25 protein-coding genes and 1 tRNA gene are annotated in these 25,942 nt (G+C 59.6%); 14 read left to right on the top strand and 12 right to left on the bottom strand.

Translation table 11 applies throughout. From position 1 onward, the window contains the following. Positions 1 to 92: 92 nt before the first annotated feature. Entirely contained in the window at positions 93 to 362 is a 270-nt protein-coding gene (locus tag J5278_RS13600) for a hypothetical protein (RefSeq protein ID WP_209184141.1), read from the bottom strand. A 395-nt stretch (positions 363 to 757) separates the two neighbouring features. On the opposite strand from J5278_RS13600, the gene J5278_RS13595 reads away from it, so the two are divergent. Beyond that, positions 758 to 1,024 (top strand): sel1 repeat family protein, encoded by a 267-nt coding sequence (locus tag J5278_RS13595; protein WP_111220376.1) that lies wholly within the window; start codon positions 758 to 760, stop codon positions 1,022 to 1,024. 133 nt (positions 1,025 to 1,157) lie between these two features. Here J5278_RS13595 and J5278_RS13590 read toward each other — a convergent pair whose 3' ends face one another. From J5278_RS13590 to J5278_RS13550, 9 genes are all read right to left on the bottom strand, one after another. Continuing rightward, positions 1,158 to 2,270, bottom strand: a complete 1,113-nt coding sequence (locus J5278_RS13590) for a pyridoxal phosphate-dependent aminotransferase (RefSeq protein ID WP_209183286.1) — start codon at positions 2,268 to 2,270, stop codon at positions 1,158 to 1,160. An 84-nt stretch (positions 2,271 to 2,354) separates the two neighbouring features. Further along, positions 2,355 to 2,741 (bottom strand): PilZ domain-containing protein, encoded by a 387-nt coding sequence (locus J5278_RS13585; RefSeq protein ID WP_111220378.1) that lies wholly within the window; start codon positions 2,739 to 2,741, stop codon positions 2,355 to 2,357. Between the two features lie 134 nt (positions 2,742 to 2,875). Then, the gene (locus J5278_RS13580; RefSeq protein WP_142829929.1) at positions 2,876 to 3,277 is read right to left on the bottom strand and encodes a DUF2177 family protein; all 402 of its coding nucleotides are present in this window, start codon (positions 3,275 to 3,277) and stop codon (positions 2,876 to 2,878) included. Between the two features lie 328 nt (positions 3,278 to 3,605). Beyond that, positions 3,606 to 3,941, bottom strand: coding sequence for a hypothetical protein (locus tag J5278_RS13575; RefSeq protein WP_209184085.1), 336 nt, complete (start codon positions 3,939 to 3,941; stop codon positions 3,606 to 3,608). 183 nt (positions 3,942 to 4,124) lie between these two features. Continuing rightward, on the bottom strand, positions 4,125 to 4,928 hold the full coding sequence (iolB, locus tag J5278_RS13570) for a 5-deoxy-glucuronate isomerase (protein ID WP_209183287.1): 804 nt from the start codon (positions 4,926 to 4,928) through the stop codon (positions 4,125 to 4,127). Positions 4,929 to 4,971: 43 nt separating this feature from the next. After that, on the bottom strand, positions 4,972 to 5,889 hold the full coding sequence (gene iolE / locus J5278_RS13565) for a myo-inosose-2 dehydratase (RefSeq protein ID WP_209183288.1): 918 nt from the start codon (positions 5,887 to 5,889) through the stop codon (positions 4,972 to 4,974). A gap of 36 nt (positions 5,890 to 5,925) precedes the next feature. After that, positions 5,926 to 7,776: a 3D-(3,5/4)-trihydroxycyclohexane-1,2-dione acylhydrolase (decyclizing) gene (gene iolD / locus J5278_RS13560; RefSeq protein WP_209183289.1), complete on the bottom strand. Its 1,851-nt coding sequence runs from the start codon at positions 7,774 to 7,776 to the stop codon at positions 5,926 to 5,928. Positions 7,777 to 7,815: 39 nt separating this feature from the next. Next, positions 7,816 to 9,747 (bottom strand): 5-dehydro-2-deoxygluconokinase, encoded by a 1,932-nt coding sequence (iolC, locus tag J5278_RS13555; RefSeq protein ID WP_219258278.1) that lies wholly within the window; start codon positions 9,745 to 9,747, stop codon positions 7,816 to 7,818. A 98-nt stretch (positions 9,748 to 9,845) separates the two neighbouring features. Beyond that, positions 9,846 to 10,721 carry a MurR/RpiR family transcriptional regulator gene (locus J5278_RS13550; RefSeq protein WP_209183291.1) on the bottom strand — a complete coding sequence of 292 codons (876 nt, stop codon included), beginning with the start codon at positions 10,719 to 10,721 and terminating at the stop codon, positions 9,846 to 9,848. A 301-nt stretch (positions 10,722 to 11,022) separates the two neighbouring features. Between J5278_RS13550 and J5278_RS13545 the strand changes: the two genes are divergently transcribed. The 6 genes from J5278_RS13545 to J5278_RS13520 all read left to right on the top strand — a co-directional run bounded on the left by J5278_RS13545 (position 11,023) and on the right by J5278_RS13520 (position 16,830). After that, positions 11,023 to 12,246, top strand: coding sequence for an NAD(P)/FAD-dependent oxidoreductase (locus tag J5278_RS13545; protein WP_209183292.1), 1,224 nt, complete (start codon positions 11,023 to 11,025; stop codon positions 12,244 to 12,246). A gap of 6 nt (positions 12,247 to 12,252) precedes the next feature. Beyond that, positions 12,253 to 13,056, top strand: coding sequence for an aldolase/citrate lyase family protein (locus J5278_RS13540; RefSeq protein WP_209183293.1), 804 nt, complete (start codon positions 12,253 to 12,255; stop codon positions 13,054 to 13,056). A 100-nt stretch (positions 13,057 to 13,156) separates the two neighbouring features. Beyond that, a tRNA-Ser gene (locus J5278_RS13535) sits at positions 13,157 to 13,247 on the top strand. A 217-nt stretch (positions 13,248 to 13,464) separates the two neighbouring features. Continuing rightward, positions 13,465 to 13,803 carry a GNAT family N-acetyltransferase gene (locus J5278_RS13530; RefSeq protein ID WP_209183294.1) on the top strand — a complete coding sequence of 113 codons (339 nt, stop codon included), beginning with the start codon at positions 13,465 to 13,467 and terminating at the stop codon, positions 13,801 to 13,803. Positions 13,804 to 14,323: 520 nt separating this feature from the next. Then, positions 14,324 to 15,385, top strand: coding sequence for a porin (locus J5278_RS13525; RefSeq protein WP_209183295.1), 1,062 nt, complete (start codon positions 14,324 to 14,326; stop codon positions 15,383 to 15,385). Positions 15,386 to 15,768: 383 nt separating this feature from the next. Then, positions 15,769 to 16,830, top strand: a complete 1,062-nt coding sequence (locus tag J5278_RS13520) for a porin (RefSeq protein ID WP_142829783.1) — start codon at positions 15,769 to 15,771, stop codon at positions 16,828 to 16,830. A 178-nt stretch (positions 16,831 to 17,008) separates the two neighbouring features. On the opposite strand, the gene J5278_RS13515 is transcribed toward J5278_RS13520, so the two are convergent. Then, a complete protein-coding gene (locus J5278_RS13515) occupies positions 17,009 to 19,075 on the bottom strand; it encodes a lytic transglycosylase domain-containing protein (RefSeq protein WP_209183296.1) in 2,067 nt (688 codons plus the stop codon). A 217-nt stretch (positions 19,076 to 19,292) separates the two neighbouring features. On the opposite strand from J5278_RS13515, the gene dapA reads away from it, so the two are divergent. The 3 genes from dapA to J5278_RS13500 all read left to right on the top strand — a co-directional run bounded on the left by dapA (position 19,293) and on the right by J5278_RS13500 (position 21,220). Next, positions 19,293 to 20,177, top strand: coding sequence for a 4-hydroxy-tetrahydrodipicolinate synthase (gene dapA, locus J5278_RS13510; protein ID WP_142829779.1), 885 nt, complete (start codon positions 19,293 to 19,295; stop codon positions 20,175 to 20,177). A gap of 147 nt (positions 20,178 to 20,324) precedes the next feature. Further along, positions 20,325 to 20,804 carry an SsrA-binding protein SmpB gene (gene smpB / locus J5278_RS13505; RefSeq protein WP_111220398.1) on the top strand — a complete coding sequence of 160 codons (480 nt, stop codon included), beginning with the start codon at positions 20,325 to 20,327 and terminating at the stop codon, positions 20,802 to 20,804. Continuing rightward, positions 20,804 to 21,220, top strand: coding sequence for a DUF3830 family protein (locus J5278_RS13500; protein ID WP_142829777.1), 417 nt, complete (start codon positions 20,804 to 20,806; stop codon positions 21,218 to 21,220). The genes smpB and J5278_RS13500 overlap by 1 nt, the downstream gene beginning before the upstream one ends. A 45-nt stretch (positions 21,221 to 21,265) precedes the next feature. Here J5278_RS13500 and J5278_RS13495 read toward each other — a convergent pair whose 3' ends face one another. Then, complete coding sequence (locus tag J5278_RS13495; RefSeq protein ID WP_142829775.1) at positions 21,266 to 21,847, bottom strand: NYN domain-containing protein; 582 nt, start codon at positions 21,845 to 21,847, stop codon at positions 21,266 to 21,268. Between the two features lie 305 nt (positions 21,848 to 22,152). On the opposite strand from J5278_RS13495, the gene rpoZ reads away from it, so the two are divergent. From rpoZ to J5278_RS13475, 4 genes are all read left to right on the top strand, one after another. Beyond that, a complete protein-coding gene (gene rpoZ, locus J5278_RS13490) occupies positions 22,153 to 22,545 on the top strand; it encodes a DNA-directed RNA polymerase subunit omega (RefSeq protein ID WP_111220401.1) in 393 nt (130 codons plus the stop codon). A gap of 101 nt (positions 22,546 to 22,646) precedes the next feature. Beyond that, positions 22,647 to 24,872 (top strand): bifunctional (p)ppGpp synthetase/guanosine-3',5'-bis(diphosphate) 3'-pyrophosphohydrolase, encoded by a 2,226-nt coding sequence (locus J5278_RS13485; RefSeq protein WP_142829773.1) that lies wholly within the window; start codon positions 22,647 to 22,649, stop codon positions 24,870 to 24,872. A gap of 188 nt (positions 24,873 to 25,060) precedes the next feature. Continuing rightward, positions 25,061 to 25,210 carry a DUF3563 family protein gene (locus J5278_RS13480; protein WP_111220403.1) on the top strand — a complete coding sequence of 50 codons (150 nt, stop codon included), beginning with the start codon at positions 25,061 to 25,063 and terminating at the stop codon, positions 25,208 to 25,210. 140 nt (positions 25,211 to 25,350) lie between these two features. Beyond that, on the top strand, positions 25,351 to 25,941 hold the full coding sequence (locus J5278_RS13475; protein ID WP_111220404.1) for a DUF2062 domain-containing protein: 591 nt from the start codon (positions 25,351 to 25,353) through the stop codon (positions 25,939 to 25,941). The last annotated feature ends 1 nt before the right edge of the window (position 25,942 follow it).

Below are 25,942 nucleotides of genomic sequence, written 5' to 3'. Positions count from 1 at the left end.
AACAAGCAAATGACGGCAACAGTGGCAGCCGGGATTTCCGCAGGATTTTTTTCCCCATCTGCGGCTCCGGGAAGATGCCAGCCCGCGACCCTTTACTGTACCGTCGAGCAATAAGAGCTTGTCGATTGCAGGCAGGTGAAGTTTGCGCCGAAGTGCGATTGCGAACCGCTGCCCCCGCTGTGCAGGACGGCTGCCGAAAAGCTGATGGCGAAAACTGCGGAAACCAAAGTGATGATGGTGAAGCGCCGCGCCAGAATTGCCATGTCCATTTCCCCCGTTGTTGGAACGGATCGCCCTTGATCCTGAAGCCTTTCTGCCACGGTTCGTCTGAACGGCGGCTGATACGGCGGTTCATCCGGCATTCAGCTTGCCGGGTCGGCCTCAATTCGCATCGCCAAGACGGTGAATTCAGGCAAATACGAGCCGGGAAAAATCACGCGCCAACAACCGCGGCTCGATTCAGGGTTAGCAAAGGGTTGATTTGCAGATCCTAATTTTTCGTAAAATGCCAGGCAAAGTCCTTAATTCGCAAGGCCTGCGATGTTTAACAAAATCCCAAGTTTACCAAGCATTTGCACTTTGTTTGCATCAAATTAAGCAAGCATTTTAAGCGCTTTTTGAAGTCCTTATGCGATACTCAAATCATCAAACGAGCGGGGAAAACCCGCCACCCGGAAGGCCACCAAGCTGCGTTAGACGGCAAAGGCCCAACGGAAAACAGGGATTGCACTAACAGGTTGAAACAGGGACCGAACCGATGGCACGCTTTGAAATGACGACGTCTGAAATGGCCACCATGGGTGGCGAAAAAAATGCCGATATCTTTTGCGAAATGGGCCTGATGTACGCAACCGGCCGCGGTTGCGACATCGACCTGATCTCGGCCCACAAGTGGCTGAACATCGCTGCCATCAAGGGCTGCGACCGCGCCGCCGAGCTTCGCGCCGACGTCGCTGCCACGCTAACGAAGATGCAACTGGCAGCAGCCCTTCGCTCCGCTCGCGAGTGGATGACCATGCACTGAGGCAACGTCCTCAGACGATCAATACCAAGAACAATAACCTCGCAAAGAGGGGGAGCGTCAATGTCAAAAGGCAGACGCAACAGCGCTACCGCGACCGGCCGGGACAAGGCCGGCGCGGTTTTTGGCGCGATCATTACCGCAGCGTCTGGAGGACCTGCGGCAGTGCCTGCTCGAAAAGATCGAGATCGGCTTTCTGTCCGGCGCTGACGCGGACACACCGGTTGAGCGGCGCCACCCCGGGCATCCGGATGAAGACGCCGTGATCGAGCAGTCCGTCGACAATGGCCTTTGCGTAAACCGCGTCGCGGCCGCAGTCGATGGCTACGAAGTTGGTGGCCGATGCCAGCGGCATAACGTCGTTGTCGCGCGCGATCATGGCGATCCGTTCCCGGGCGTCGTGGATGTTGCCGATGACCTCTGTGAGATAGTCCTGATCGTCCAACGCGGCGAGCGCCCCGACGGTTGCCAGCCGGTTCATGCCGAAGTGGTTGCGCAGCTTGTCAAACGCTGCCACGGTTTGCGGAACGCCGATCGCATAGCCGACCCGCGCGCCGGCAAGCCCGTAGGCCTTGGAGAAGGTGCGGGTACGCAGGACATTGGGCATGTCGATGAGGGACGCGATCGGCGGCAAGGAAGATGCCGGCGCAGTCTCGCTGTAGGCCTCGTCCAACACCAGCATGCAGGTCTCCGGCAAGGCCCTTACAAAGGCAATGACGCTTTCCTGGTCCCACCAGCTTCCCATCGGATTGTCGGGGTTGGCAAGATAGACCAGCGGTGCATTCTCCCGCCTTACTGCGTCGAGCAGTCCCTCAAGGTTCTCGCGGTCGTCGAGGTACGGGACGGTGACGAGCCGACCGCCGAAACCGGCGACGTGGAAGTTGAAAGTCGGATAGCCGCCATGGGACGTCACCACCGGCGTGTTGGCGGAAACGATCATCCGGACGATCAGCCCGAGCAGCGAATCGACACCTTCGCCGATGGCAATGTTGGCGGGCCGTATCCCGAGGTGTGATGCCAGCGCCGTTTTCAGCTCAAAATTTTCCGGGTCGTTATATTTCCAGATCTCGCCAGTTTCCCGGCGCATCGCCTCGATGACCCGGGGTGAAGGACCGAAGCCGCTCTCATTGGCGCCGATCCGGGCCTTGACGGCAACGCCGCGTTGACGCTCCAGCGCTTCCGGTCCGACAAACGGCACGGTCGAGGGCAGGGCGCTGGTGAGCGGTGTAAAACGCGAAAAGACAGGCATGCTGGTGATTTCCCGGCGAAGCGATTGCAGTCGCCCGCACCATAAGCGCTTGTTGCCGGGTTTCAAGAGATGAGGCGGCTGGTGTCAGCGACGCATGGACCGCGCGGCATTGGCTTCGCGGTTACCGATCATGAAATCGGCACGCACCACAAGCCTCAATGTCTCAGGCGTCAGGAAGTTGATAAACCGCACGCCGATCCGGTCGCCATGCCGGTATGTCTCGGCGCAGCCGATGCGATAGGCGAGGCCGAGGATGTTGAGATAATAGTGTTGCGGCAGCCCCGCCGTGCTGCCGACAAGGAATGTCGCGCCGCCCTGCGAGATATCGATGATCTCGGCACTGCGCATCGAGACGCCGGTAAGGCAGGGTTTGACAGCGATAAGTCGTGCCGGACGCTGGACGAAAAAGCGCTCGAAGCTCCGCTCGTAGACCTCGGATTTGACGGACGCCAGATGCGTTGAGCGAAGCATGTTATTCCCCGGACGGTGGCTTACCGAAATCATCTCGGTTTAAGACACAAGCGTCGCACGAAGGCTTTGCGCATTCGTCAATCATATGGATGGCATTTTAGTGATCTGACATTTAGCTGCCAGATGGATCGATTTCAGGAAAAATACCGCGCAACCGCATATCCGCCGCCCGCGGTTGCAGCCGTAACAACGGTACCCCAGGCCATATCGACGACGCTGACCATGACGGGCCAGTTCTTCAGCGTCGAAAGGTTGGTGATATCGTAGGTCCCGTAAGCTGCAAGGCCAAGCACGGCACCAAATAGCAGAGCCCGCGTCAACGACCCGGCACCAACCGCAGGCATCACTGCGAGCATGACGACGGCAACGGTGAAAAACAGGTAGAAAAGTGCTGCGATCCCGAAATTCGGCTGTGGCAGCATCAGGTCGCCTAACTGGTCGCGATAGAAGGTGCGCGCCACAAGCCCGAGCCATGCGGCATCGAGAACAAGCAGCGTCACGAGACAACCTGCGTAGGCGGTAAGCGCTGTCTTGATCATGGGTAGAGCTCCTTTTTCAAAAAGTCCTACGCCGTTCGGCGACGGTCGGATTACCTTTCGTCAAATGATATTCGAACCGTGTGGGCAATTGGGCGTTGTATGTGGGACGATATTGCACGGATTCTTCGGGCGTAAGGTGCGCCCTGACGGAATGCTGCAGAAGTCAGGCGTAAAATTCAGTGACGGTTTCCCGGTCGGCAAAGCCTAGCGCCAAGTGGCTGCTGCTATGTCATCAGGGGGAAGGAGAAGCGCGGGGCGGCGGCCCCGCGCTTCTTTGATTCGGGCCGTCAGGTCGAGAGGCACTCAGTTGAGCCGCTTTCACGTCCTAGACGCCGACCTCGAAGTTCAAACGCAAGACATGATGTAGAAACTCAGCATTGATCAGCATGTTGAAGCTGACGGTGACCCGCGAACCCTCACGTTTGACGAGGGTGCAGCCGATCTCGTCGCGAATGCCGAGGATCTCGAGGAAAAAGTGATTAGGCAGATCGTGGCCGGTGCCCACCTCGAGCGTGGCGCCGGATTGCGACATGATCTTGATCATGCAGTCCGTTTGCACGCTCGTGCTGAGATGATGGCCCACAAAGATGATTTTGCCGGGTCTATCGACAACGAACTCCTGAAGCGCGGGCTGCTGGTCAGTGTTCGTCATGAGGTGCATCTGAAGGGGCATGTTGCCCTCCGCTGGTTGAATGATGTCAGAATAGAACGCTTCGCTTGATGAAGATTTAAGAGACTCCCTAAAAAACCAAGCATGTGTACAAATAAGCCGCAAATGCTCACTGCCTGGGCATTTTTGTGCCGGGACATACGCCGCGGCGCTGTCTCCCGGTATCCGCTACACTCAGGCCTTTACCAGCCAGGCATGTTCCGGGGCATTGTAGAACTTCCACACCCGTTTCGGCCCCGCCATCACATTCAGATAATAGAGATCGTAGCCGTGGCAGGCCGCACACGGGTGATAGCCCTTCGGCACCATCGTCACGTCGCCATCTTCCACAGCCATCACCTCGTCGAGCGACCTGTCGTCGGTATAGACGCGCTGGAAGGCAAAGCCCTGTGGAGGGTTGAGGCGATGATAATAGGTTTCCTCGAGAAAGCTCTCGTTTGGCAGATCGTCCTGGTCGTGTTTGTGCGGTGGGTAGGAAGAGGTATGGCCGCCGGGCGTGATCACCTCGACGACCAGCAGCGAGTGGGCGGCTCCATCGTCTTCCGGCATGATGTTGTTGACGTAGCGAACATTCGTCCCCTGGCCGCGCGTCAGCGCCGGGTGTGTGCCGGGCGGAAGGGCGCGGGCCGGGTGATCGCCGCCACCGGGTGCCGAGCAGACGGCCAGTTCGAGATCTGTTTCCGCCGTGACGGACCAGCTGGACCCGGCCGGGATGTAAAGCGCATGCGGAGCGCCGTCGAATGGGCTCATCCGTTCGCCCAGCAGCCCGAAATCCACATCTCCGGCTGTCGCCCGGCCTTTTCCGGTGACCCAGACAAGGCAGACCTCCCGCTCACCCGTATCACCCGCCGCTGTCTCGCCCGTCTTCAGGCGGTGCAGGTCAAACCCGACATAGGTCCAGCCGGCAGTTTCCGGGGTCACGTGATGGACTTTGCCAGTGGTGCCGCTTGGGCTGACATGCAGGTGGGACTTCGTCATTTTGCGATCTCCTGTAAACACCGGCAAAGGAATGAAAGCAGCTTCATCCTTTCGGAAAACCCTGCGTCTCAACCGTATAGCCGGCCGATGTCATGACGCGCATCAGTTCGGCGTGGCCAATTTCAGCCATTCGTTGCGGCGGCGCCTTGCGCGGATCCTGCTCGGCCTCGACCACGAACCAGCCCTCGTATCCGTAGTCGGCGAGCCGCTGGACGATGGCGCCGAAATCGAGCGAGCCGTCGCCCGGCACCGTGAAAGCGCCGAGTGCCACCGCGTCGAGGAACGACTGCTGGCTGCGATCCAGTCCGTCGACCACGGACTTGCGGATATCCTTGACGTGGACATGGTTGATCCGACCATGGTGGTTGTCGATGGTGCGCAGCACGTCTCCACCGGCAAAGGCCAAATGGCCTGCATCGAGCAACAGCGGAATGCCTTCGCCGGAATGCCGCATGAATGCGTCCAGCTCGGCCTCGGTCTCGACCACGGCCGCCATGTGGTGGTGGTAGGACAGCGGCATGCCCTTGTCGGCGCACCATTCCCCGAGCTCGGTCACACGATGTGCATAGGCCTTCATTTCGTCGTCGGACAGGCGTGGCTTGGTGGCCAGCGGCCTGGAGCGGTCGCCCTGGATGGAACGGCCGACTTCCCCATAGACAATGCAGGGTGCATCGACCGCCTTGAACAACTCGATCATCGGCGCGATGCGATCCTTGTTGGCGGCAAGCTCCTCGTCGACAAGCGTGCCCGAGAACCAGCCGCCGCAGAGCGTGACGTCGGCAGCCCGAAGGATCGGCAGCATCACGGCCGGATCGTCCGGAAAGCGGCGGCCCTTTTCCATGCCCGTAAATCCTGCACTGCGGGACTGCCTGAGGCATTCCTCCAGTGATACGTCGTCGCTCAGTTCCGGTAGATCGTCGTTCCACCAGGCGATGGGCGACATGCCGAGTTTGGCTTTCATCATGCTCTCCTCAAGATGTGATCCGGCGATTGTCCGCTATCCGATCCGCTGGGCGGCCCGCTTGGCGACGTAGTTCTTATGGGCCTCGTTGACTTCCGGGCGCAAACTCACCTCGGGAACGGCTACATCCCACCAGTGGCCACCTTCCTCGGTGGTAACCAGCGCATCGGTATCGATGACGAAGACAGACGTCCGGTCGTTCGTCCGGGAGGCTTCAATCGCCTGCTCGAGCTCGGTGATGGACGACACCTTCACGGCGATGGCACCCATGCTTTCCGCATGAGCACGGAAATCGATGGCCGGCATTACCTCGTGATAGGAGTCCTTCAGGAGATTGTTGAAGTTGGCTCCGCCGGTGGCCATCTGCAGCCGGTTGATACAGCCATAGCCCCGGTTGTCGAGCAGCACGACGGTTAGCTTCATGCCGAGCATGACGGACGTGGCGATCTCGGAATTCAGCATCATGTAGGAACCGTCGCCGACCATGACGACGACCTCCTTCTCCGGCCGCGCCAGCTTGGCGCCGAGCCCGCCGGCAAGCTCGTAACCCATGCACGAAAATCCGTATTCCATGTGGTAGCTGCCCGGCACCGTCGCCGGCCAGAGCTTGTGCAATTCGCCGGGCAGGCCGCCGGCAGCGCAGAGCACAATGCTGTTTTCGCCACCGATCGTCCGCGCAACTGCGCCGATAACCTGCGCGTCCGAGGGCAGGGCTGCGTTGGTGGTCGCCATCGCCTTGGCGGCAGCCTCCATCCAGCGCGCCTTTTCGTGCGATGCTCTCTCGGCGAGCGCTGCAGGGGCTTTCCATCCGGCAAGCCCGGCAGACAGCACCTTCAGTCCCTCGCGCGCATCGGCAACCAGCGTGTGGGAATCATGCTTGGCGGCGTCGAAGGCCGCGATGTTCAATCCCACCATCGAAAGCGCGTCGTTCTTGAACAGCGCCCAGGAGCCGGTGGTGAAATCCTGGCAGCGCGTGCCGACGGCGATGATCAGGTCGGCATCCTCGGCAATGGCATTGGCCGCCGACGTGCCGGTGACCCCGACCGAGCCGAGCGACATCGGATGGCTCTCGTTGATAGCCGATTTGCCGGCCTGGGTGACGACCACAGGAATGCCATGGGTTTCCGCGAATGAAGTCAGTTCGGCGGTCGCTTGCGAATAGAGGACACCGCCGCCGGCGATGATGACAGGCTTCTCCGCCTTGCGGATCAGGGCAATGGCGTTGGCCAGTTCGTCGGCATCCGGCCGTGGCCGGCGCTGCGTCCAGACATGTTCCTCGAACAGGCTGACGGGATAGTCGAAGGCTTCGGCCTGGACATCCTGGCAAAGCGCCAGCGTCACCGGACCGCAGTCCTGCGGATCGGTCAGCACCTGCATGGCGCGCTTCAGGGCCGAGATGATCTGCTCCGGCCGGGTGATCCGGTCGAAATAACGCGAGACCGGGCGGAACGCATCGTTGGCGGAAACCGTGCCATCGCCGAAATCCTCGATCTGCTGCAGCACGGGGTCGGGAGCGCGGTTGGCAAATACGTCGCCGGGCAGGAATAGCACCGGGATGCGGTTGACATGCGCCACGCCCGCCGCCGTCACCATGTTGAGTGCGCCGGGGCCGATCGAGGTGGTGCAGGCCATGAAGCGCTGTCGAAAGCTGGTCTTGGCGTAGGCAATCGCCGCATGCGCCATGCCCTGTTCGTTGTGGGCACGGTAGACCGGCAATTCGTCCCGGATCTGGTAGAGCGCTTCGCCAAGTCCGGCGACATTGCCGTGCCCGAAGATCGCCCATACGCCGCCGAAGATCTGGACCTTCTGGCCGTCGATGACGGTCATTTGCTTCGTCAGGAACTGCGCGACGGCCTGCGCCATCGTCAAACGGATCGTCTTGCCCATCGGGCGCCTCCCAATTTTCTTCTTTTCCAATCCGCGCGTCTACAGTCCGCGCGTCTTAAGCCAGGCCTCGGTCAGATGCCGGAAACGGCCGGCCATGTCGGCAATCGCCGCCTCGTCGTCGATCTCGCCAGCAAGCCAGCTGCGCGCTGCTTCGGCAAAGATCGTCCGGCCGACGGCAAAGCCCTTGACCGACGGTGCTGCGAGCGTCGCCTCGAAACCTTTCAGCAGTTCCTCGGCCGGCGCCTCCAGTCCCAAAAGCACGATGCCGCGGCAGAGCGGATCGTTGCCGGTCACCACCGCCTCGATGTTCTGCCAGGCGGCACGCGATGCCTGCGGCTCCAGCTTCCACCAGTCCGGCTTGATGCCGAGGTCGTATAGCTCCTGCATCGCCGTCGAGATTGTGTTGTCGTCGAGCGGTCCGTTCTTGCCGGCGATAATCTCGACCAGCAGTTCGCGCCCGACCTTCCGTGCCGCGTCGAACAGCGTGCGCAGCTTCTCCTGCTGCTCGGCTTTCAGCTCCGCCGGATCGTCCGGATGATAGAAGCAAAGGCACTTGATGCAATGGTCGACAGGCCATTCCACGAGTTGCGAGCCGATATCCTTGCTGAATTCGAATCGCAGCGGCTTCGACCCGGGCAATTCGACCGGCCGGCCAATCCACGAGAAGTTCTTGGTGGCAGCATCGAAGAAGGCATCGCGACCGAAACGTTCGTCGATCAGCATGCCGTAGCCCGGCCGTCCATCGGCAACGCGTGCCGCTGCCGAAACCGCCAGCCGCTTGAAGGCATTGATTTGCTCATAGGGGACGCCGAGTTCGTCGGCGACGCTGACCAGCTGCGAGCGGTGATCGATGGCCAGCGCCATCAGCAGCGGGATGTGACCCTTGCGGGTTGTCGCCCAGTGGATGTGGTTGAGGTCTTCGTCCTTGCGCAGTGCGCGCCGCCGGCTGCCGTGCTTGAGGAAGCTGTCGAGTTCGGCCCAGGTCGGATATTCCGGCGAGCAGAGCAGCCGCGATACGGCGAAGGCACCGCAGGCATTGGCCCAGGTGGCGCAGGTCTTGAGAGGCTCGTTCTTCAGCCAGCCGCGCAGAAAGCCGGACATGAAGGCATCGCCGGCGCCGAGCACATTATAAACCTCGATTGGAAAACCGTCGCCGACGATGCCAGCTTCGAGGTCGTCGGAAATTGCACCTTCATAGACAATGCAGCCCATCGCGCCGCGTTTTAGGACGATGGTGGCAGCGCTGAGTTCGCGGATCGTCTTCAATGCGCCGAGCACGTCATCGGCGCCGGACGCGATGAGGATCTCCTCCTCGGTGCCGACGATCAGGTCGCAGTCAGGGAGCGTCTGCTTCATCTTGGCCGTGACGCGGTCGGATTTCACGTAGCGCTCGAAACCTTCGGCATGGCCGGCAAGGCCCCAAAGATTGGGCCTGTAGTCGATATCGAAGACCACCTTGCGGCCATGCGCCTTGGCGACGCGGATCGCCTTGCGCTGGGCTGCTTCTGTATTGGGTTGAGAAAAATGCGTGCCGGAGACCAGCACGGCACTTGATGAAACGATGAAGTCTTCGTCGACATCGTCTTCGGTCAGCGCCATGTCGGCGCAGTCGGAGCGGTAGAAGATCATCGGCGAGACGCCTTCAGCCTCTACCGCCAGCAGCACCAGCGCTGTCAGCCGCTGCTTGTCGGTGACGATGCCATCGGTAGCGACACCCTCGCGGGCTGATTGCTCGCGGATGAAGCGTCCCATCTGCTCGTCGCCGACGCGCGTGATCAATCCTGATTTCAGCCCGAGCCTGGCCGTGCCGATGGCGATGTTGGCCGGGCAGCCGCCAACGGATTTCGCAAAGGACGCGATGTCTTCGAGCCTGGAACCGATCTGCTGGCCATAGAGATCGACAGAAGAACGGCCGATGGCGATGACGTCGAGCGTCGGCTCCGGCCGCGCGCCGTTGTTGAGATTTGCCATTGATATCCTCCGTCAAGATTTCCGCCGGCATCTCCCGTTGCCAACGCCGTGCACCGATAATGAAACATCGGTTCCGTAATTTTGTCAATTCGGAATGTTTATTCCATTTTATGTTTTCCGGATTTTGCCATGGCCCACTTTCTGCGCTGCTCGGCGATGGCGACGGGGAAAGCCATGATCAATGCCATGGACGCCGATAACGAACGAAAGCCGGCAAAATCCGATTCTGCCACTTCGAACCAGTGGGTGGCGCAGGCGGCGAGCGGCGAGAATGCCGAATCGGTGATGGCAATGAGTGGTACGCCGCGGTCGACCAGTAGCTGGCTTTGCACCAGGCTTTCTGCCGCATAGGGCGAAAAACTGGCGGCAATGGCTGCATCGCGTGGCGTGGCGAACTGCACAAGCTCCGTATCGACCCCGTTAGGCGAGGCAACGATCTGGTGGCGGATGTTTAGCTTGGAAAATGCGTAGGTCATGTGCGCCGTCAGCGGGTAGGAGCGTCGCTTGGCAATCAGGTAGATGGTTTCTGCTGCAGCAAGGATCTCGACCGACGTCGCAAAGGTGTCGGTCTGCACAGTTGCCGCCAGCCGGTTGATCGACTGGGTGGCGGAGGAGATAAAGCCGGCAAGGATCGCTGCATTCTCATCCTCGACGCGCGCCTCCTCCAGCGAGATCAGCCGCTCCTCGTAGCTGAGTGTCCGGTCACGCAGCCGTTCGCGGAAAATGCTCTGCAGATCGGAAAAGCCTTCATAGCCGAGATGGCGCGCCAGCCGCACCAGCGTCGAGGGCTGGACGTCGGACGCCGTGGCGATGCTGGCCGTCGTGCCAAAGGCGATTTCATCGGGGTTGTTGAGGGCAAAGACCGCAACCTGCGCCAGCCGTTTCGGCATGGAGGCCTTGCGCTCGATGATCGTGCTGCGAAGGCTTTCGAAATCGCGCGGCACCTTCGCCGGTATCGTCACGTCCTCACTCATTCCACGGCTTTCGTTTTTCCCGGTTTTCGGAACATATATTCCATCTGCAATGATACCGCATCTGCCGATTTCCGCCACAGGCAATTCAAGTAACTGAATTGCTTGCCGATTGTTGCAATCCTCTGGCATTTCACAAACGCTATGCTCGCAGCAAAACGATCCAGATGTTCCAAATCGTCCGGCATGACGCTTGATGGGCACCGCTGCGGTTGACGCTTTCCGGGCGAGGCGATACGCCTTGCCTTTGAAGCGCGATGCGAGGCCGCCACGGCTTCGTGTCCCCAATTTCTGGAGGGCTTGCGTGACGGGTAGATTGCTCATTGTCGGAGCAGGGCAGGCCGGCTTTGCTGTTGCTGCCAAGCTGAGGGCTCTCAAGGACACGCGGCCGATCACGCTGGTCGGCGCGGAAGAATCGCTGCCGTACCAGCGCCCGCCGCTGACGAAGAAATACCTGCTCGGCGAGATCAGCTTCGATCGCCTGATGTTCCGCCACGAGCACTGGTATGCCGAGCACGATATCGACATCCGTCGCGCGACCTGGGCAGAACAAATCCATCGCGACCGGAAGCAGGTCGTCATGCAGGACGGCAGCGCGCTCGACTACGAAACGCTGGTGCTGGCGACAGGCGCAACACCGCGCCGTCTTCCTGCGGCCATCGGCGGCGATCTCGAGGGCGTCTATGTCGCCCGGGACAAGCGCGACGCCGATCTCCTGTCAGGTGAAATGCGTGCCGGCCGCCGTGTCCTTATAATAGGGGGCGGCTATATCGGTCTCGAAGCGGCAGCCGTCGCCCGTCATCGCGGCCTCGAAGTCACACTCATCGAGATGGCCGATCGCATCCTGCAGCGGGTTGCCGCCAAAGAGACCGCCGACATCATGCGGGTCATCCACGCCGACCACGACGTCGTCATCCGCGAGAAGACCGGCCTCAAGCGGCTGGTGGGCAAGGACGGCCGTGTGGTTGCCGCAGAGCTTTCCGATGGCTCTACCCTCGACGTCGATTTCGTCGTCGTCGGTATCGGCGTCGCGCCGCTGGATCGTCTTGCCAAGGAAGCCGGCCTTATGGTTGCCAACGGCATCGTCGTCGACGAATACGTCCGCACCTCTGATCCCAGCATCTATGCCGTCGGCGACTGCGCCGCGCTGCCCTGGCAGGGCGAATTGATCCGTCTCGAATCGGTGCAGAATGCTGTCGACCAGGCAGAGGCTGCGGCCGCGATCATCGCCGGTGGCAAGGAACCCTACGTGCCGAAGCCGTGGTTCTGGTCCGATCAGTATGACGTCAAGCTGCAGATCGCAGGCTTCAACAAGGGCTACGACGATACGGTGCTGCGGCATGGCGCCCGCGAAGGATCGGCCTCCGTCTGGTATTTCAAGGCCGGTCGGCTGATTGCCGTCGATGCGATCAACGACGCCCGCGCCTATGTCACCGGCAAGAAGCTCATCGACGCCGGCCTGACGCCCGATCGCGACCTGCTGGCCGACGCCGACGCCGGCACCGACCTCAAGACCTTGCTCGGATAAGTGACGATGACCCTGCCACCCAATGCATTCAAGATCGCCCTGCGCGAGCGCCGCCCGCAGATCGGCCTCTGGGTGGCGATGGCCGATGCCTATGCCGCCGAGATCGCCGGCCATGCCGGTTTCGACTGGCTGGTCCTGGACGGTGAGCACGGCCCCAACGATCTTCGCAGTATAATGGCGCAGTTGCAGGCTCTTCAGGCCTCGCCGTCGGAACCGGTGGTTCGACTGCCGACTGGCGCAAGCTGGATGATCAAGCAGTTTCTCGACATTGGCGCCCGCACGCTGCTCATCCCGATGGTCGATTCGGCCGAGCAGGCAGCAGAACTCGTTCGCGCTGTCCGCTATCCGCCGGACGGCATCCGTGGCATGGGCGCCGGCATCGGCCGCGCCTCGCGGTTCAACACTGTTGCCGGCTACGTCGCCGATGCAGGCAAGGACATCTGCCTCCTTGTGCAAGCCGAAACCCGCGCGGCGCTTGCCGACCTCGAGCGGATTGCCGGTGTCGAGGGCATCGATGGCATCTTTATAGGGCCCGCCGACCTTGCTGCCGACCTGGGCCTTCCGGGCAATCTCGAGGCGCCCGAGGTGCAGGCGGCGATAGAGGCCGCCATAGCCACCATCGTCAAAGCGGGCAAACCGGCCGGAATCCTGACATTCAACGAGACCCTCAACCGCCGCTACCTGGGACTCGGCGCCACTTTCGTTGCGGTCGGCGCCGATGTCACCGAATTCTCCACAGCACTCCAGCGCCTTCGCCGACGCTACGGCCCCGAACCGGAAAATGCCGAAGCCGGCCCACGCGGCTACTAGCCCTCGCACTCTCAGGGTTTAGCGCACAGCAAGACACTTTTCTGACGGCATTGGAAAAAAAACCTTGCCTTTGGAGCCTTTGCCAAATAGTCACGGCCTCGGAGAGGTGGCCGAGTGGCCGAAGGCGCTCCCCTGCTAAGGGAGTATACGTCAAAAGCGTATCGAGGGTTCGAATCCCTTCCTCTCCGCCATTTACCCGGCAATATTGCCTCACCAGACTTACTGCATTCCCCGATTTAGATGTCGTCTCCATGCATCGTCACTGACGCGGGCATCAGTTCTGCGCTGCTTCATGATCGACCAGCCATCGCCCTGTCATCTTGCAACTACAGTCATCTGAGCAGGAGTGAGCAGAGGCAGCAGGTGATGCTTTGAATCGATCCATTCCCGTCCCGAGATGATCTCAATATGCTTTGGCTGGAGGCCTGGGGCTGCTGTGAGCTAAATGATTTCTCTCGTATCTTGTCCCGCCGCCCGGCGGGCATCGTGGCTTACGCCGATGGTCAGCTCGTCGGTTTCGTGAATGTTGCGTGGGATGGAGGTGTTCACGCCTTTATTCTCGACACCTGTGTCGACCCTCGAATGCGACGACAGGGGATTGCTACCGGCAGGATAAAAGAGGCCACCAGTATTGCACAGGAGCACGGTGCAAGGTGGTTGCGTGTCAACGTCGAGCCGCAGCTGGCCTCACTCTACCGTAGTTGCGACTTCTGGCCGACGGAGGCGGGGCTTATAGAGCTGCAGTAATGACGTCCGCCGGACCGGATGCCTACCCAATGTCTGCACCCAAGCTCGAATCGCAGACCGGCATCTGCACATACGATCCGAATCGACGTCCAGCGCATGTCCATTCCTCAATCGGGAATCGTTGCCGGGCTGTTTCCAAATGTTGCCGCCTGCCGTGGAAATGCCGTACATGTGGCAGGGTTTCCAGGGATTTTGTGCGTCGGCAGGTCTCCCGAAAGACTGTTATGGCTAAGCGCAGCGGAGTTAAGTCCGTGCGAGATAAGGCTTTTTCTTAATAAAGACTAAATAAACCACCCTTCACCTCACCTTTTTGTGTCCTTTCGGCAACATGAATTGGGGAAGGGTCTCCCCAAAACCCCCTTCCGGCAAGATGTCGATTGCGTGACGGCGCCCGTCGAGTATTTTCAACAACGGAAGCGAGGGCGTGATCGTCCACTTCTTGAAACATGGGGATGGGGCAGGGAATGCCTTCGGGTTAAAAATCCCAGACCCAATTGAAACTTTGAACTGGAGGTCAATCATGAACATCAAGAGCCTACTTCTCGGCTCCGCTGCTGCCCTCGCAGCAGTATCCGGTGCTCACGCTGCAGACGCTATCGTAGCTGCTGAGCCTGAGCCGCTTGAATACGTCCGCATCTGCGATGCATACGGCGCTGGCTACTTCTACATCCCAGGCACGGAAACCTGCCTCAAGATCGGCGGCATGGTTCGTACTGAAGCTCAGTGGCACAACCCATACGCTGTTGGCGATCGCTTCAAGCGCGGCACGGAATGGCACACTCGCGCTGAACTCAACGTCGACACGGCAACGGACACAGAATACGGTCCGCTGAAGACCAACATGGTCTACCGTTTCGACTCGACTGAAGGTGTCAACGACTCCAAGGTTCTGTTCGCAACGATCAGCCTCGGCGGCTTCATCGTTGGTAAGACGGACTCGCAGTACAATCAGTGGATTGGTTATGCTGGCAACGTCATCAACGACGACGTGATCGGCGATGGACCTTACGAGCTGAACCAGCTCTCCTACGTATACGACGGCGGCAACGGCTTCACTGGCGTTCTGTCGGTTGAAGACAGCCAGTCTGGCGCTGGTGCAATCGACCCGAACACGGGCCGTGATGTTTCTGACCACTACACACCTGACTTCGTTGCCGGCCTCGGCTACAAGACTGGCATGTTCGGTCTGAAGGTTGTCGGCGGCTACGACTCGGTCGTTGAAGAAGGCGCTGTCAAGGCTCGCCTCGACCTCGACTTCGGCACGTTCTCTGCCTTCTTGCTCGGCCAGTACAACACTGACGGCAACAAGATCAACCGCTACGCCAATGGCGATGCTAGCGGCGCTTCGACCGGCGATTGGCAGGTTTGGGGTGGCACGACTGTCAAGTTCAACGACAAGCTCGAGTGGAACACTCAGGTTTCGTATGCTGACAGCAAGACCTTCGAAGCTACGACAAACCTCAACGTTTTCGTTGCTAAGGGCTTCAAGATCCAGCCAGAAATCACCTACGTCAAGTACGACAACGCCGTTCTCGACGACAACACGTTCTCTGGTATCCTTCGCTTCCAGCGCACGTTCTAATTCAATCCGACTTCGGTCGATTGAAAGGAGCCCGGCTTTCGAGCCGGGCTTTTTCGTTTTTACTCTTTGTCTGTTCTCCAGGTCTTGTTTCCGCTGCCTTTTCCAGGCCGCGAGGTGATCAATCACCTTTCATGACGGAATTATCACAGTTTCGTGACGTGATTTTTGTGCAACGCACCAATCCAAAGCTTTGTCACAAACGGTGCCTGTTACGCATTGATATTTCATTGTTATATTCAATCGCTATGGTCTGCCCAGAACCGAAGCAGACGCGCTTTGGTTCTCCCCAAGGGGGGGTCACAAATACAGGGATGGGGTAGGGCACGCCGATTTTTCGGCGCGACGTCTCACGCCCAGTCGTCTTTTGATTGGAGCTAATTGCAATGAACATTAAAAGCCTTCTTCTCGGCTCGGCCGCTGCCTTCTCGGTAGTATCCGGTGCACATGCTGCCGACGCCATCGTCGCTGCTGAACCTGAGCCGCTGGAATACGTCCGCATCTGCGACGCTTACGGCGCTGGCTATTTCTACATCCCGGGCACGGAAACCTGCATCAAGATCGGCGGCAAGGTTCGCTCTGACGTCAGCTGGTACAACGCTTACAAGGCCGGCCAGGACGCTGCTGCTCGCGGCACATACTGGAAGACCCGTGCCGAACTTTCGATCGACACTGCAAGTGACACCGAATATGGCGCCCTGAAGACTGACGCCGTTTTCCGCTTCGAGTCGGCCGAAGGTAACAACACCAACAAGCTTCTCTGGGCCAACATCAGCCTGGGTGGTTTCCTCGTCGGTAAGAACGACTCGGTCTACTCGACCTTCCTCGGCTACGCTGGCGACGTCATCAACGACGACATCATCGAATACGGCATCAACGGCACCGACGAACTGAACCAGCTGACCTACGCCTACGACTCTGGCACCGGCTTCACGGCTGTTGCTTCGCTCGAAGACAGCACCAACGGCACTGCAGCTGGCGCCAATGGCGAGAACAGCTCGGATCACTACGCTCCGGACGGCGTTCTCGGTCTCGGCTACAAGGCCGGCGCTTTCAACTTCCGCGTTGTCGGCGGCTACGACTCCATCGTCGAAGAAGGCGCTGTCAAGGCTCGTGTTGATGCCAAGTTCGGCGGCTTCACCGCCTTCCTCATGGGTGGCTACAACACCGATGGCAACAAGCTCAACAAGTATGCTGGTGCCGGTGGTGCTGGTATCGGTTGGGGCGACTGGGCTGTCTGGGGCGGCATTGGTCAGCAGATCAACGACAAGCTGAAGGCCAACGTGCAGCTGGCCTACGACGACAAGAAGACGTTCGCAGCAACGGGCAACCTGAAGTTCAACCCGGTCAAGAACCTGCTCATCGAGCCGGAAGTCACCTACGTCAACTACGACAGCGTCAACAAGGACACCTGGTCTGGCATCATCCGCTTCCAGCGTTCGTTCTAATACTGAGTTGATCTAACCTCCTGTCAAAGAGATGGCCCGGTATCCCAGCCGGGCCATTTTCGTGCCGACAATTTCGAGCCGGTGAGCTTGGGAATTGGATCCCGAGCAGAAACTCTGTCCCCGTCAGTCCGCGGGGAGGGTGGCGAACTCAACGAATCAGCAGCCGCGACAGGCCCCTTCAGCCGCGTCCGTGGATGAGGTCCTGCTCGATATCGCTTTTCTGACCAAGCCGAGCCTTGTAGACCTCGTAATTTTCCATCACCCTCTGCACATAATTGCGGGTTTCCGGAAATGGAATGCGCTCGATCCAGTCAACGACTTCGTCCATCGACTTGCCGCGCGGGTCGCCGTAGCGGTTTATCCACTCGGGCACTTTTTTCGGACCGGCATTATAGGCGACGAAGGTCAGGATATAGGATCCGCCGAATGCATCTATCTGCTCGCCGAGATAATGCGAGCCGAGCGTCGCATTGTAGCCGGCATCTTTCGTCAGGCGGTCGGCGGAATAGACGATCCCGTGGCGACCGGCCACAGCCTTGGCGGTCTTCGGCAGCAGTTGAAGCAATCCACGGGCATCTGCGGACGACACGGCCTGCGGATTGAAGGCACTTTCCTGCCGGGCGATGGCGTAAGCCATGGCTTTTCCGGAGCCTGCGATATTGGCGTCGTCTGGAATGACGCCGATCGGAAAGGCAAGCGCTGCGACATCGACGCCGCGTCCATAGGCGATCTTGCCGACTTGCAGCGAAAGCTGGTGATTGCCGGACTGCTCGGCGCTGGCCGCAAGCAGCGCTATCTCGCCCGGGCTTTGCAGCTGTTGGGCTAGCGCGCGGTAAAGACTGTCGGCGCGCCAGCCATTGCCGGCTGCCTCTAGGCGCGCGATCGCCAGCACCGCTTCTCGCGATTGAAAGCGCTGCCGGTCTTCCGGCGATGGCGATGGGTAGGTCACGTCCAGCATCTGCCGTCCGAGCTTTTTCGCGGCAAGCTGACCGTAGAACGTGCTCGGAAGGGCGGCGGCCTTCGCGTAGAAATCACTGGCCTTTCCCGGGCCGCCGGCTTCCGCCGCGCGTCCGAGCCAATACCAAGCACGAGAGACGGAGATCGGTCCGTTCGACACGCCGAGGATCTTGCGAAAATGCGTTGCTGCCGTGGAGGGATCCTTCAGGCCGCGCAGCGCATACCAGCCTGCATGGAACTCCGCTTCGCCGACATCGACCGGGGTAACGGCGACGTTGTCGTCGGCAATTCTGTATGCGGCCTTGTAGTTACCTTGGTCGACAAGGCCGCGGCTGACGATTCGCTGCTCGTCCCACCACTGGCTCGCGTCGATCAGCAGGCTGCGATCGCGCGGCATTTGTGCCAACAGGGCTGCAGCCGTATCGTAGTTTTCCTTGCGCCGCTCAAATTCGATCCGCATGAAGAGGTAGGCGGGGTCGCTTTTCCACTGCGGTGAGATGTTGGCAAGCAGGCTCGCAGCCTTGGGGCTTCGATCGTTGACAGCTGCCCACGCAGTATAAAGCGATTGTGCCTTGCCGAGATCGCCGAAGCGCTTCGCCTGCGCCGTCTTGCTCCGGTAGAGCAGAAGATCCATGCGGGCCTTGTGGTCGGACGGGCTGAGCAGGCCGCCAAAAGCTGCCAGATATTTGTCCTCGAGCGATGCGTCCAGCGTCTGGTTTCGCCAGACGTTGCGGATATAGGCGGCGGCCTGGGCTGGCTTTCCAACGGCAATGAGGGCCTTTGACAACACGAATGCACCTTCTGGCGTCTCTGGTGCTGTCTCTCCAAAGGCAGCGAGCACCTCGGCCGTGGACGGGTTCTCGTTGTAGATCGCCCGCTCGGAAAAGCCACGCAGACTGGCGAGCCCCGGCCAGCCCGCAAGTTCTTGCGAGGCGGAGGCTATTTCTGCGGACGGTATTCCGGTCTGTCCCGACGTGGCAATGGCCCAGGTGAGGATGTGGCGGTCGAGGGTTCCGCGCGCCATGCCGTTGCGGACGGCGATGGCCTGCAACGGCTTCCGGTTCGACAGCGCGTCGAGGCCGGCCTTGAGATCGGCGCTCGCAGGCGCAATGTTGGAAGCGCGTGGAATAGAACCAGTCGTCAGTGGATCGTTCGGGATTGCCATGGCGACTGATGTCTGCGGCTGCCCGGCCGGATCAGGGGCGCTTTCAATCGGCAGCCCGGCCGCAAGACAGCCCCAGGCAATGGCAAGGCCTGTGGCGGACACGACCAGGATCGATTTGTTCATCCGGCTACTCACGCGAATTCAGATCCCCTCAATCTGCCGAAAGCCATCTTAACGAAACCTTAGCGCATGCACGAATTATCGATCTAACATGATACCGGAATTTGCAAACGAAGCCATAAAGCGCGCTTGTCGGAGCCAGATGGCCGCTTTATGGTGCGCAGATTCATAACCAAGGATTGCGGCCGAAGCGTGAAATGCCAGGCCTTGAGGAGTTTGCATGTTCAGGGGATCCATTCCCGCTCTCGTTACGCCCTTTACCGCTGCGGGCGCCGTCGATGAAGCTTCTTTTGCCTCGCACGTAGAATGGCAGATCACCGAGGGGAGCACCGGGCTTGTCCCTGTTGGCACCACCGGCGAATCGCCGACCCTGTCGCACGCCGAGCACAAGCGCGTCGTCGAGCTGTGCATCGAGGTCGCCGCCAAGCGCGTGCCCGTCATGGCAGGCGCGGGATCCAACAATACGCGCGAAGCGATAGAACTGGCACAGCATGCCGAAAAGGTTGGCGCGAATGCAGTCCTGGTCGTTACGCCCTATTACAACAAGCCGACGCAGAAGGGGCTCTATGCTCACTTTTCGGCGATTGCCGAGGCCGTTAAGCTGCCGATCTACATCTACAATATTCCAGGCCGCTCTGTCGTCGACATGACGCCTGAAACCATGGGTGCGCTGGCTAAGTCCTATGGGAATATTGTCGGCGTCAAGGATGCGACCGGCAAGATCGAGCGCGTTTCCGAGCAGCGCATCACCTGCGGCAATGATTTTCATCAGCTGTCGGGCGAGGATGCGACCGCTCTCGGCTTCAACGCCCATGGCGGGGTCGGATGTATTTCGGTGACGGCAAACGTCGCGCCGCGCCTCTGTGCCGAGTTACAGAAGGCGACCCTTGCCGGCGACTACAAGGCGGCGCTTTCGATCCAGGACCGGTTGATGCCGCTGCACAAGGCAATCTTTCTCGAGCCCGGTCTCTGCGGTGCAAAATATGGCCTGTCGCGTCTGGAGCGGATGAGCCGCCACGTTCGCTCGCCGCTGCTGTCTACGCTGGAACCGGGTACGGAAGCAGCGATCGATGCTGCGATGCGCCACGCCGGCCTGCTGAATTGATAGCTTGAGGCGAAGGCGGCGGCGTTCGTCGCCGTCGCGTCTTCACAATCCGGTCATACTCCCCTATCTAGGGCCCTGAACATCACTGCGGCCCGCATTTTCTCATGTTTGAGCGCCGCCGGTACCCGAGGGACGGAACAACAGATCATGGCACCCAAAGGCAGCCAACGCGTCGTCAAGAAGGTTGTCGCCGATAACCGCAAGGCTCGCTACAACTATGAGATCCTCGATACCTATGAAGCCGGCATCATGCTCATGGGCACCGAGGTGAAGGCGTTGCGCGACGGCAAGGCGAATATCGCGGATAGTTATGCCTCGGACGAAGGCGGCGAGATCTGGCTGATCAATTCCTATCTGCCGGAATATCTGCAGGCCAATCGCTTCAACCACGAGCCCCGCCGTCGCCGCAAGCTGCTGCTGACCGCCCGCGAAATCAACAGACTTCGCGTCGGCATCAATCGTGAGGGCATGACCCTCATTCCGCTGAAAATCTATTTCAACGATCAGGGCCGCGCCAAGCTCGAACTGGCTCTTGCCAAGGGCAAGAAGCTGCACGACAAGCGACAGACGGAAAAAGAACGCGACTGGAACCGCCAGAAGACCCGAATTCTGAAGGACAACGGCTGATGCAGATGGTGAGGCTGACCGTCGGCGACCTGGTCTTCGTCGCTCGTTTCGAGAACAAGAAGGCGCCTCGGACCTGCAAGGCATTCCAGGCTCTGCTGCCCTTCGTCAATCAGACGATCCACTCGCGCTGGAGCGGCGAAGCGGTCTGGGTACCTCTCGGCGATTTCGAGTTCGGCGTCGGTTTCGAAAACCACACCACCCATCCGTCACGCGGCGATATCCTGCTTTATCCCGGCGGCCACAGCGAAACGGAGCTGCTTTTCGCCTATGGCAGCTCGTCATTTGCCAGCAAGATGGGCAGTCTTGCCGGAAACCATTTCCTCACCGTCGTCGAAGGCGCTGAGCACCTGCCGGAGATGGGCCGCCGTGTTCTCTGGAACGGCGCGCAGCCAATCCGCTTCGAACCCATTGGCTGACCGTCTAACGCAGTTTCACTACTCAGGCGGATGTCGTCGACCGAACTATTCTTCCTGTTCGGCCGTCGGTGACGCGTCTACAAGCCGTGCGGGTCTTTCGGACGGGTCCCTGCCGATCTCGGATTTCAGCGAGACCAGGTCGATGAAGTGATCGGCCTGCCGACGAAGGTCGTCGGCGATCATCGGCGGCTGGGTCGCCATCGTCGAGATGACGGAAACCTTGCGTCCGCGGCGCTGCAGCGCTTCGACAAGCGTCGTGAAATCGCCGTCCCCGGAGAAGATCACCATGTGATCGACAGTCTCGGACTGCTCCATGGCATCGATGGCCAGCTCGATATCCATGTTGCCCTTTATCTTGCGGCGTCCCATGGAGTCGGTGAATTCCTTGGCGGGCTTCGTGACCACCTTGTAGCCGTTGTAGTCGAGCCAGTCGATCAGCGGCCGTATGGAGGAATATTCCTGGTCCTCGATCAGCGCAGTGTAATAGTACGCGCGCAACAGGTAGCCGCGTTTCTGGAACGCTTTCAGCAGCTTGCGGTAATCGATGTCGAAGCCGAGGCTTTTGGAGGCGGCGTACAGATTCGCGCCGTCAATGAAGAGTGCAATTTTCTCGCGAGGGTCAAACATGGCTGGTTTATCCATTGCTGCAAAAAGAAAACACTAAAAGGCAATCAAAACAAAGCCTTATCGCTAAAATATAGAAACAGGTCGCTTAATTCACGAATTGTTCATATAAGGAGATTTAGGGCAGGATTCCAGTTATTCCAAGCAACTCTGGATTGAAATGAAAAATTCAATTTCCGCTTCCTCGTCCAGCAGCGGTTGTTAATCTGTCGCCTTGCGAGGAAAAACTTGAATTTGCCGCCGTTTGATTGTATCCGGCATCCTAATTCCATACATGTCGACGACATCACGACCGTAAAGGACAGGCAATGGCCCGTGTCACCGTAGAAGATTGCATTGATAAGGTAGAGAACCGGTTCGAGCTTGTTTTGCTCGCCAGCCATCGCGCCCGGCTCGTCTCCCAGGGTGCAGCGATCACCATCGACCGCGACAATGACAAGAACCCCGTAGTTGCTCTTCGTGAAATCGCTGACGAGACCCTGTCTCCCGACGACCTGAAGGAAGACCTTATCCACTCGCTGCAGAAGCACGTCGAAATCGACGAGCCTGAGCCAGATCCGGCAACTCTTGCCGCCGCTGGTTCTTCCTCCGAGGAAGACGACGACAAGCCGGAAGCTGTGACTTTCGACCAGATGTCGGAAGAAGAGCTGCTGGCCGGCATCGAAGGCCTTGTACCGCCGGAAAAGAGCGACGATTACTGATCGTCAATCTTGATGCTCCGCATTGGAGCTATATGATGGTGAAATGTCTGTGCGCCAGTCATCCGATTGGCGCGCTTTTCTTTTTACCGGAGTAGCGTTGGATGATGCGGCAATACGAGCTTGTAGAGCGAGTTCAGAAGTACAAGCCCGATGCCAACGAAGCGCTTCTGAACAAGGCTTATGTCTATGCGATGCAAAAGCATGGACAGCAGAAGCGCGCCAGCGGCGATCCCTATATTTCTCATCCGCTGGAAGTCGCTGCGATCCTAACGGATATGCATCTCGACGAGTCGACGATTGCGGTCGCCCTCCTGCACGATACCATCGAAGACACGACGGCAACGCGGGCCGAGATCGACGAGCTTTTCGGTGAGGACATCGGCCGGCTGGTCGAGGGGCTGACGAAGATCAAGAAGCTCGATCTCGTCACCCGCAAGGCAAAGCAGGCTGAAAACCTCCGCAAGCTGCTGCTCGCCATCTCCGACGATGTGCGCGTATTGCTGGTGAAGCTCGCCGACCGCCTGCACAACATGCGCACGCTCGACCACATGCCGGCAGACAAGCGCGCCCGCATCTCGGAAGAGACGATGGACATCTACGCGCCGCTTGCCGGGCGCATGGGTATGCAGGACATGCGCGAGGAACTGGAGGAACTGTCCTTCCGCCATATCAATCCGGAAGCACACGACACAGTCACCAAGCGCCTTGAGGAGTTGTCGCAACGCAACGAGGGGCTGGTCAAGAAGATCGAAACCGAGTTGCGCGATCTCCTGGTCGCCAACGGCCTCGACAATGCCGTCGCCAAGGGCCGGCAGAAGAAACCCTATTCCGTCTTCAGAAAAATGCAGTCGAAGTCCCTGTCGTTCGAGCAACTGTCGGATGTCTATGGCTTTCGTATCATCGTTGACGACCTGCCTGCCTGCTACCGGGCGCTCGGCATCGTCCACACGCGCTGGCGCGTCGTTCCCGGTCGTTTCAAGGATTACATCTCCACGCCCAAGCAGAACGACTACCGTTCGCTGCACACCACCATCGTCGGCCCGTCGAGCCAGCGCATCGAGCTGCAGATACGCACCCGGCGCATGAACGAGATTGCCGAATACGGCATTGCAGCTCACGCGCTATACAAGGATCAGAACGCGGCGGAAGGCGATCTGCTGTCGCGCGAAAGCAACGCATACTCATGGCTGCGCCGCACTATCGAGGCATTGGCGGAGGGTGACAGTCCGGAGGAGTTTCTCGAGCATACCAAGCTCGAACTGTTCCAGGATCAGGTCTTCTGTTTCACGCCGAAGGGCAAGCTGATCGCGCTGCCGCGCGGCGCAACGCCGATCGACTTTGCCTATGCCGTGCATACAAACATCGGCGATACGACAGTCGGTGCCAAGATCAATGGTCGGATCATGCCGCTCGTCACACGGCTTGCAAACGGCGACGAGGTCGAGATCATTCGCTCCGGCGTGCAGGTACCGCCCGCCGCCTGGGAAGAGATCGTCGTTACCGGCAAGGCGCGCGCCGCCATCCGTCGCGCCACCCGCATGGCCATCCGCAAGCAATATGCCGGCCTCGGCTACCGCATACTCGAGCGTACCTTCGAGCGGGCCGGCAAGATCTTCACCCGAGACGCGCTGAAGCCGGCGCTGCACCGGCTCGGCCAGAAGGATGTCGAGGATGCCATTGCTGCTGTCGGGCGAGGGGAGATGTCGTCGCTGGACGTGCTGCGCGCGGTCTATCCCGATCACCAGGACGAACGGGTGACGGTTAAGCCTGCCGGCGACGAGGGCTGGTTCAATGTCCGCAGCGGCGCCGGTATGATTTTCAAGATACCTGGCCAGAGCAAGGTCGCCGATCTCGCCAATGCCGGCATTGACGACCTCGAAACCCTGCCGATCCGCGGACTGGCCGCCGACGTGGCCGTGCATTTCGCGCCGACGGGCGCAGTGCCCGGGGACCGTATTGTCGGCATCCTCGAGAAGGGCCGGGGAATCATCATCTATCCCATCCAGTCGCCTGCGCTGCAACGCTTCGACGACCAGCCGGAATGCTGGATCGACGTGCGCTGGGACCTCGACGAGGCCAACAAGTCGCGGTTCACCGCCCGCGTGCTGATCAATGCTCTCAACGAACCCGGCAGCCTTGCCAAGATCTCGCAGACCGTCGCCGACATCGACGTCAACATCCGCATCTTCAATACCGTGCGTGTTGCAGCCGATTTTACCGAGATGGCGCTCGATGTCGAAGTCTGGGATCTGCGCCAGCTGAACCAGATGTTGCTGCAGTTGAAGGACCTCGACTGCATTGCCACTGTTAAGCGTCTTTATGAATAATTAACCGGGCCGCAGGCACCGGAGGCGCCATGTGCATCTTTTATGATCGTTTCTTAGTCATTTTGTCGCAGGTAATAGCCTACGTATGCATAGAATGCATGGCTGCACTGGTAATCGGGCGTTGGTCATTAACGCCTGCACGAGCTATATTCACCTCATCGAAAGAACAACCAGATGAGGAAATGACAATGTTTGGTCCCTTCAAGAAATTCGCCCGCGCCCTTCGCGTTCCTAGTGTTGAAGAACGCGAAATGGCTTACCTCAACGGTTCTAACGACCGCTTTGACCTTGAGTATCGTCAGCGTCAGGTCGACCGTGGTGCATTCCGCAACCGTTAATCGACAGTAGACTTACGAAATGGGAAAGGCGGCGTGCAAATGCAACGCCGCTTGCGAGTGGTAAAACACTTGCATCACTCGGAAAAAGAAGCGCATGAGCGCTCTTGTCATCGCGGCTTCGCCTGCACTAGATATGCCGCATGTTATTTCGCCGAAGAAAACCACAGAAGCTAACTGAAAAGCTGCGCGACATGGTCTGGCCCCGCAAGGGCTTCATGCGTCCTGTCCGCTATTTCCAGAGACGCATCGTTCGCCTCAGTGCTTCCCCGCATGCCATTGCGGCTGGTTTTACTGCAGGCATCCTTGTTTCATGGACGCCCGTGATCGGTGTCCATATCGTCATCGCTTTCGTGCTGGCTTACATCGTTCGCGGCAACCTGCTCGCAGCGACCCTCGGCTGCCTTGCGGCCGGCAATCCTTTTACCTACCCCTTCATTTGGGCCATCACATGGGAGATCGGGCATCTGATCCTCGGGCGCGATAGCGGCAACCAGGGCGGATCCATCGACCTCCCGGCGCTGTTCCACCAGCTCGACGTCTGGCAATTGTGGGATGTCGTCCTGAAGCCGATGCTGATCGGCGCCATTCCCCCTGCCATCGTCTCTGGTGTCATCGTCTACAGCATCACGTTCTACGGTGTCCGGGGCTTTCAGCGCCGCCGCAAGGCACGGCTTATGGAGCGCGCCCGCGACCGCGTCACGCTTGCAGTCGAGAATGCATCCAGCGTCTAGG

Origin of the sequence: Rhizobium sp. B21/90 (assembly GCF_019355815.1) — a bacterium.
Classification (GTDB): Bacteria; Pseudomonadota; Alphaproteobacteria; order Rhizobiales; family Rhizobiaceae; genus Rhizobium; species Rhizobium rhododendri.
The sequence above is the reverse complement of the archived record's forward strand: the minus strand, read 5'-3'. Positions and strand labels throughout refer to the sequence as shown.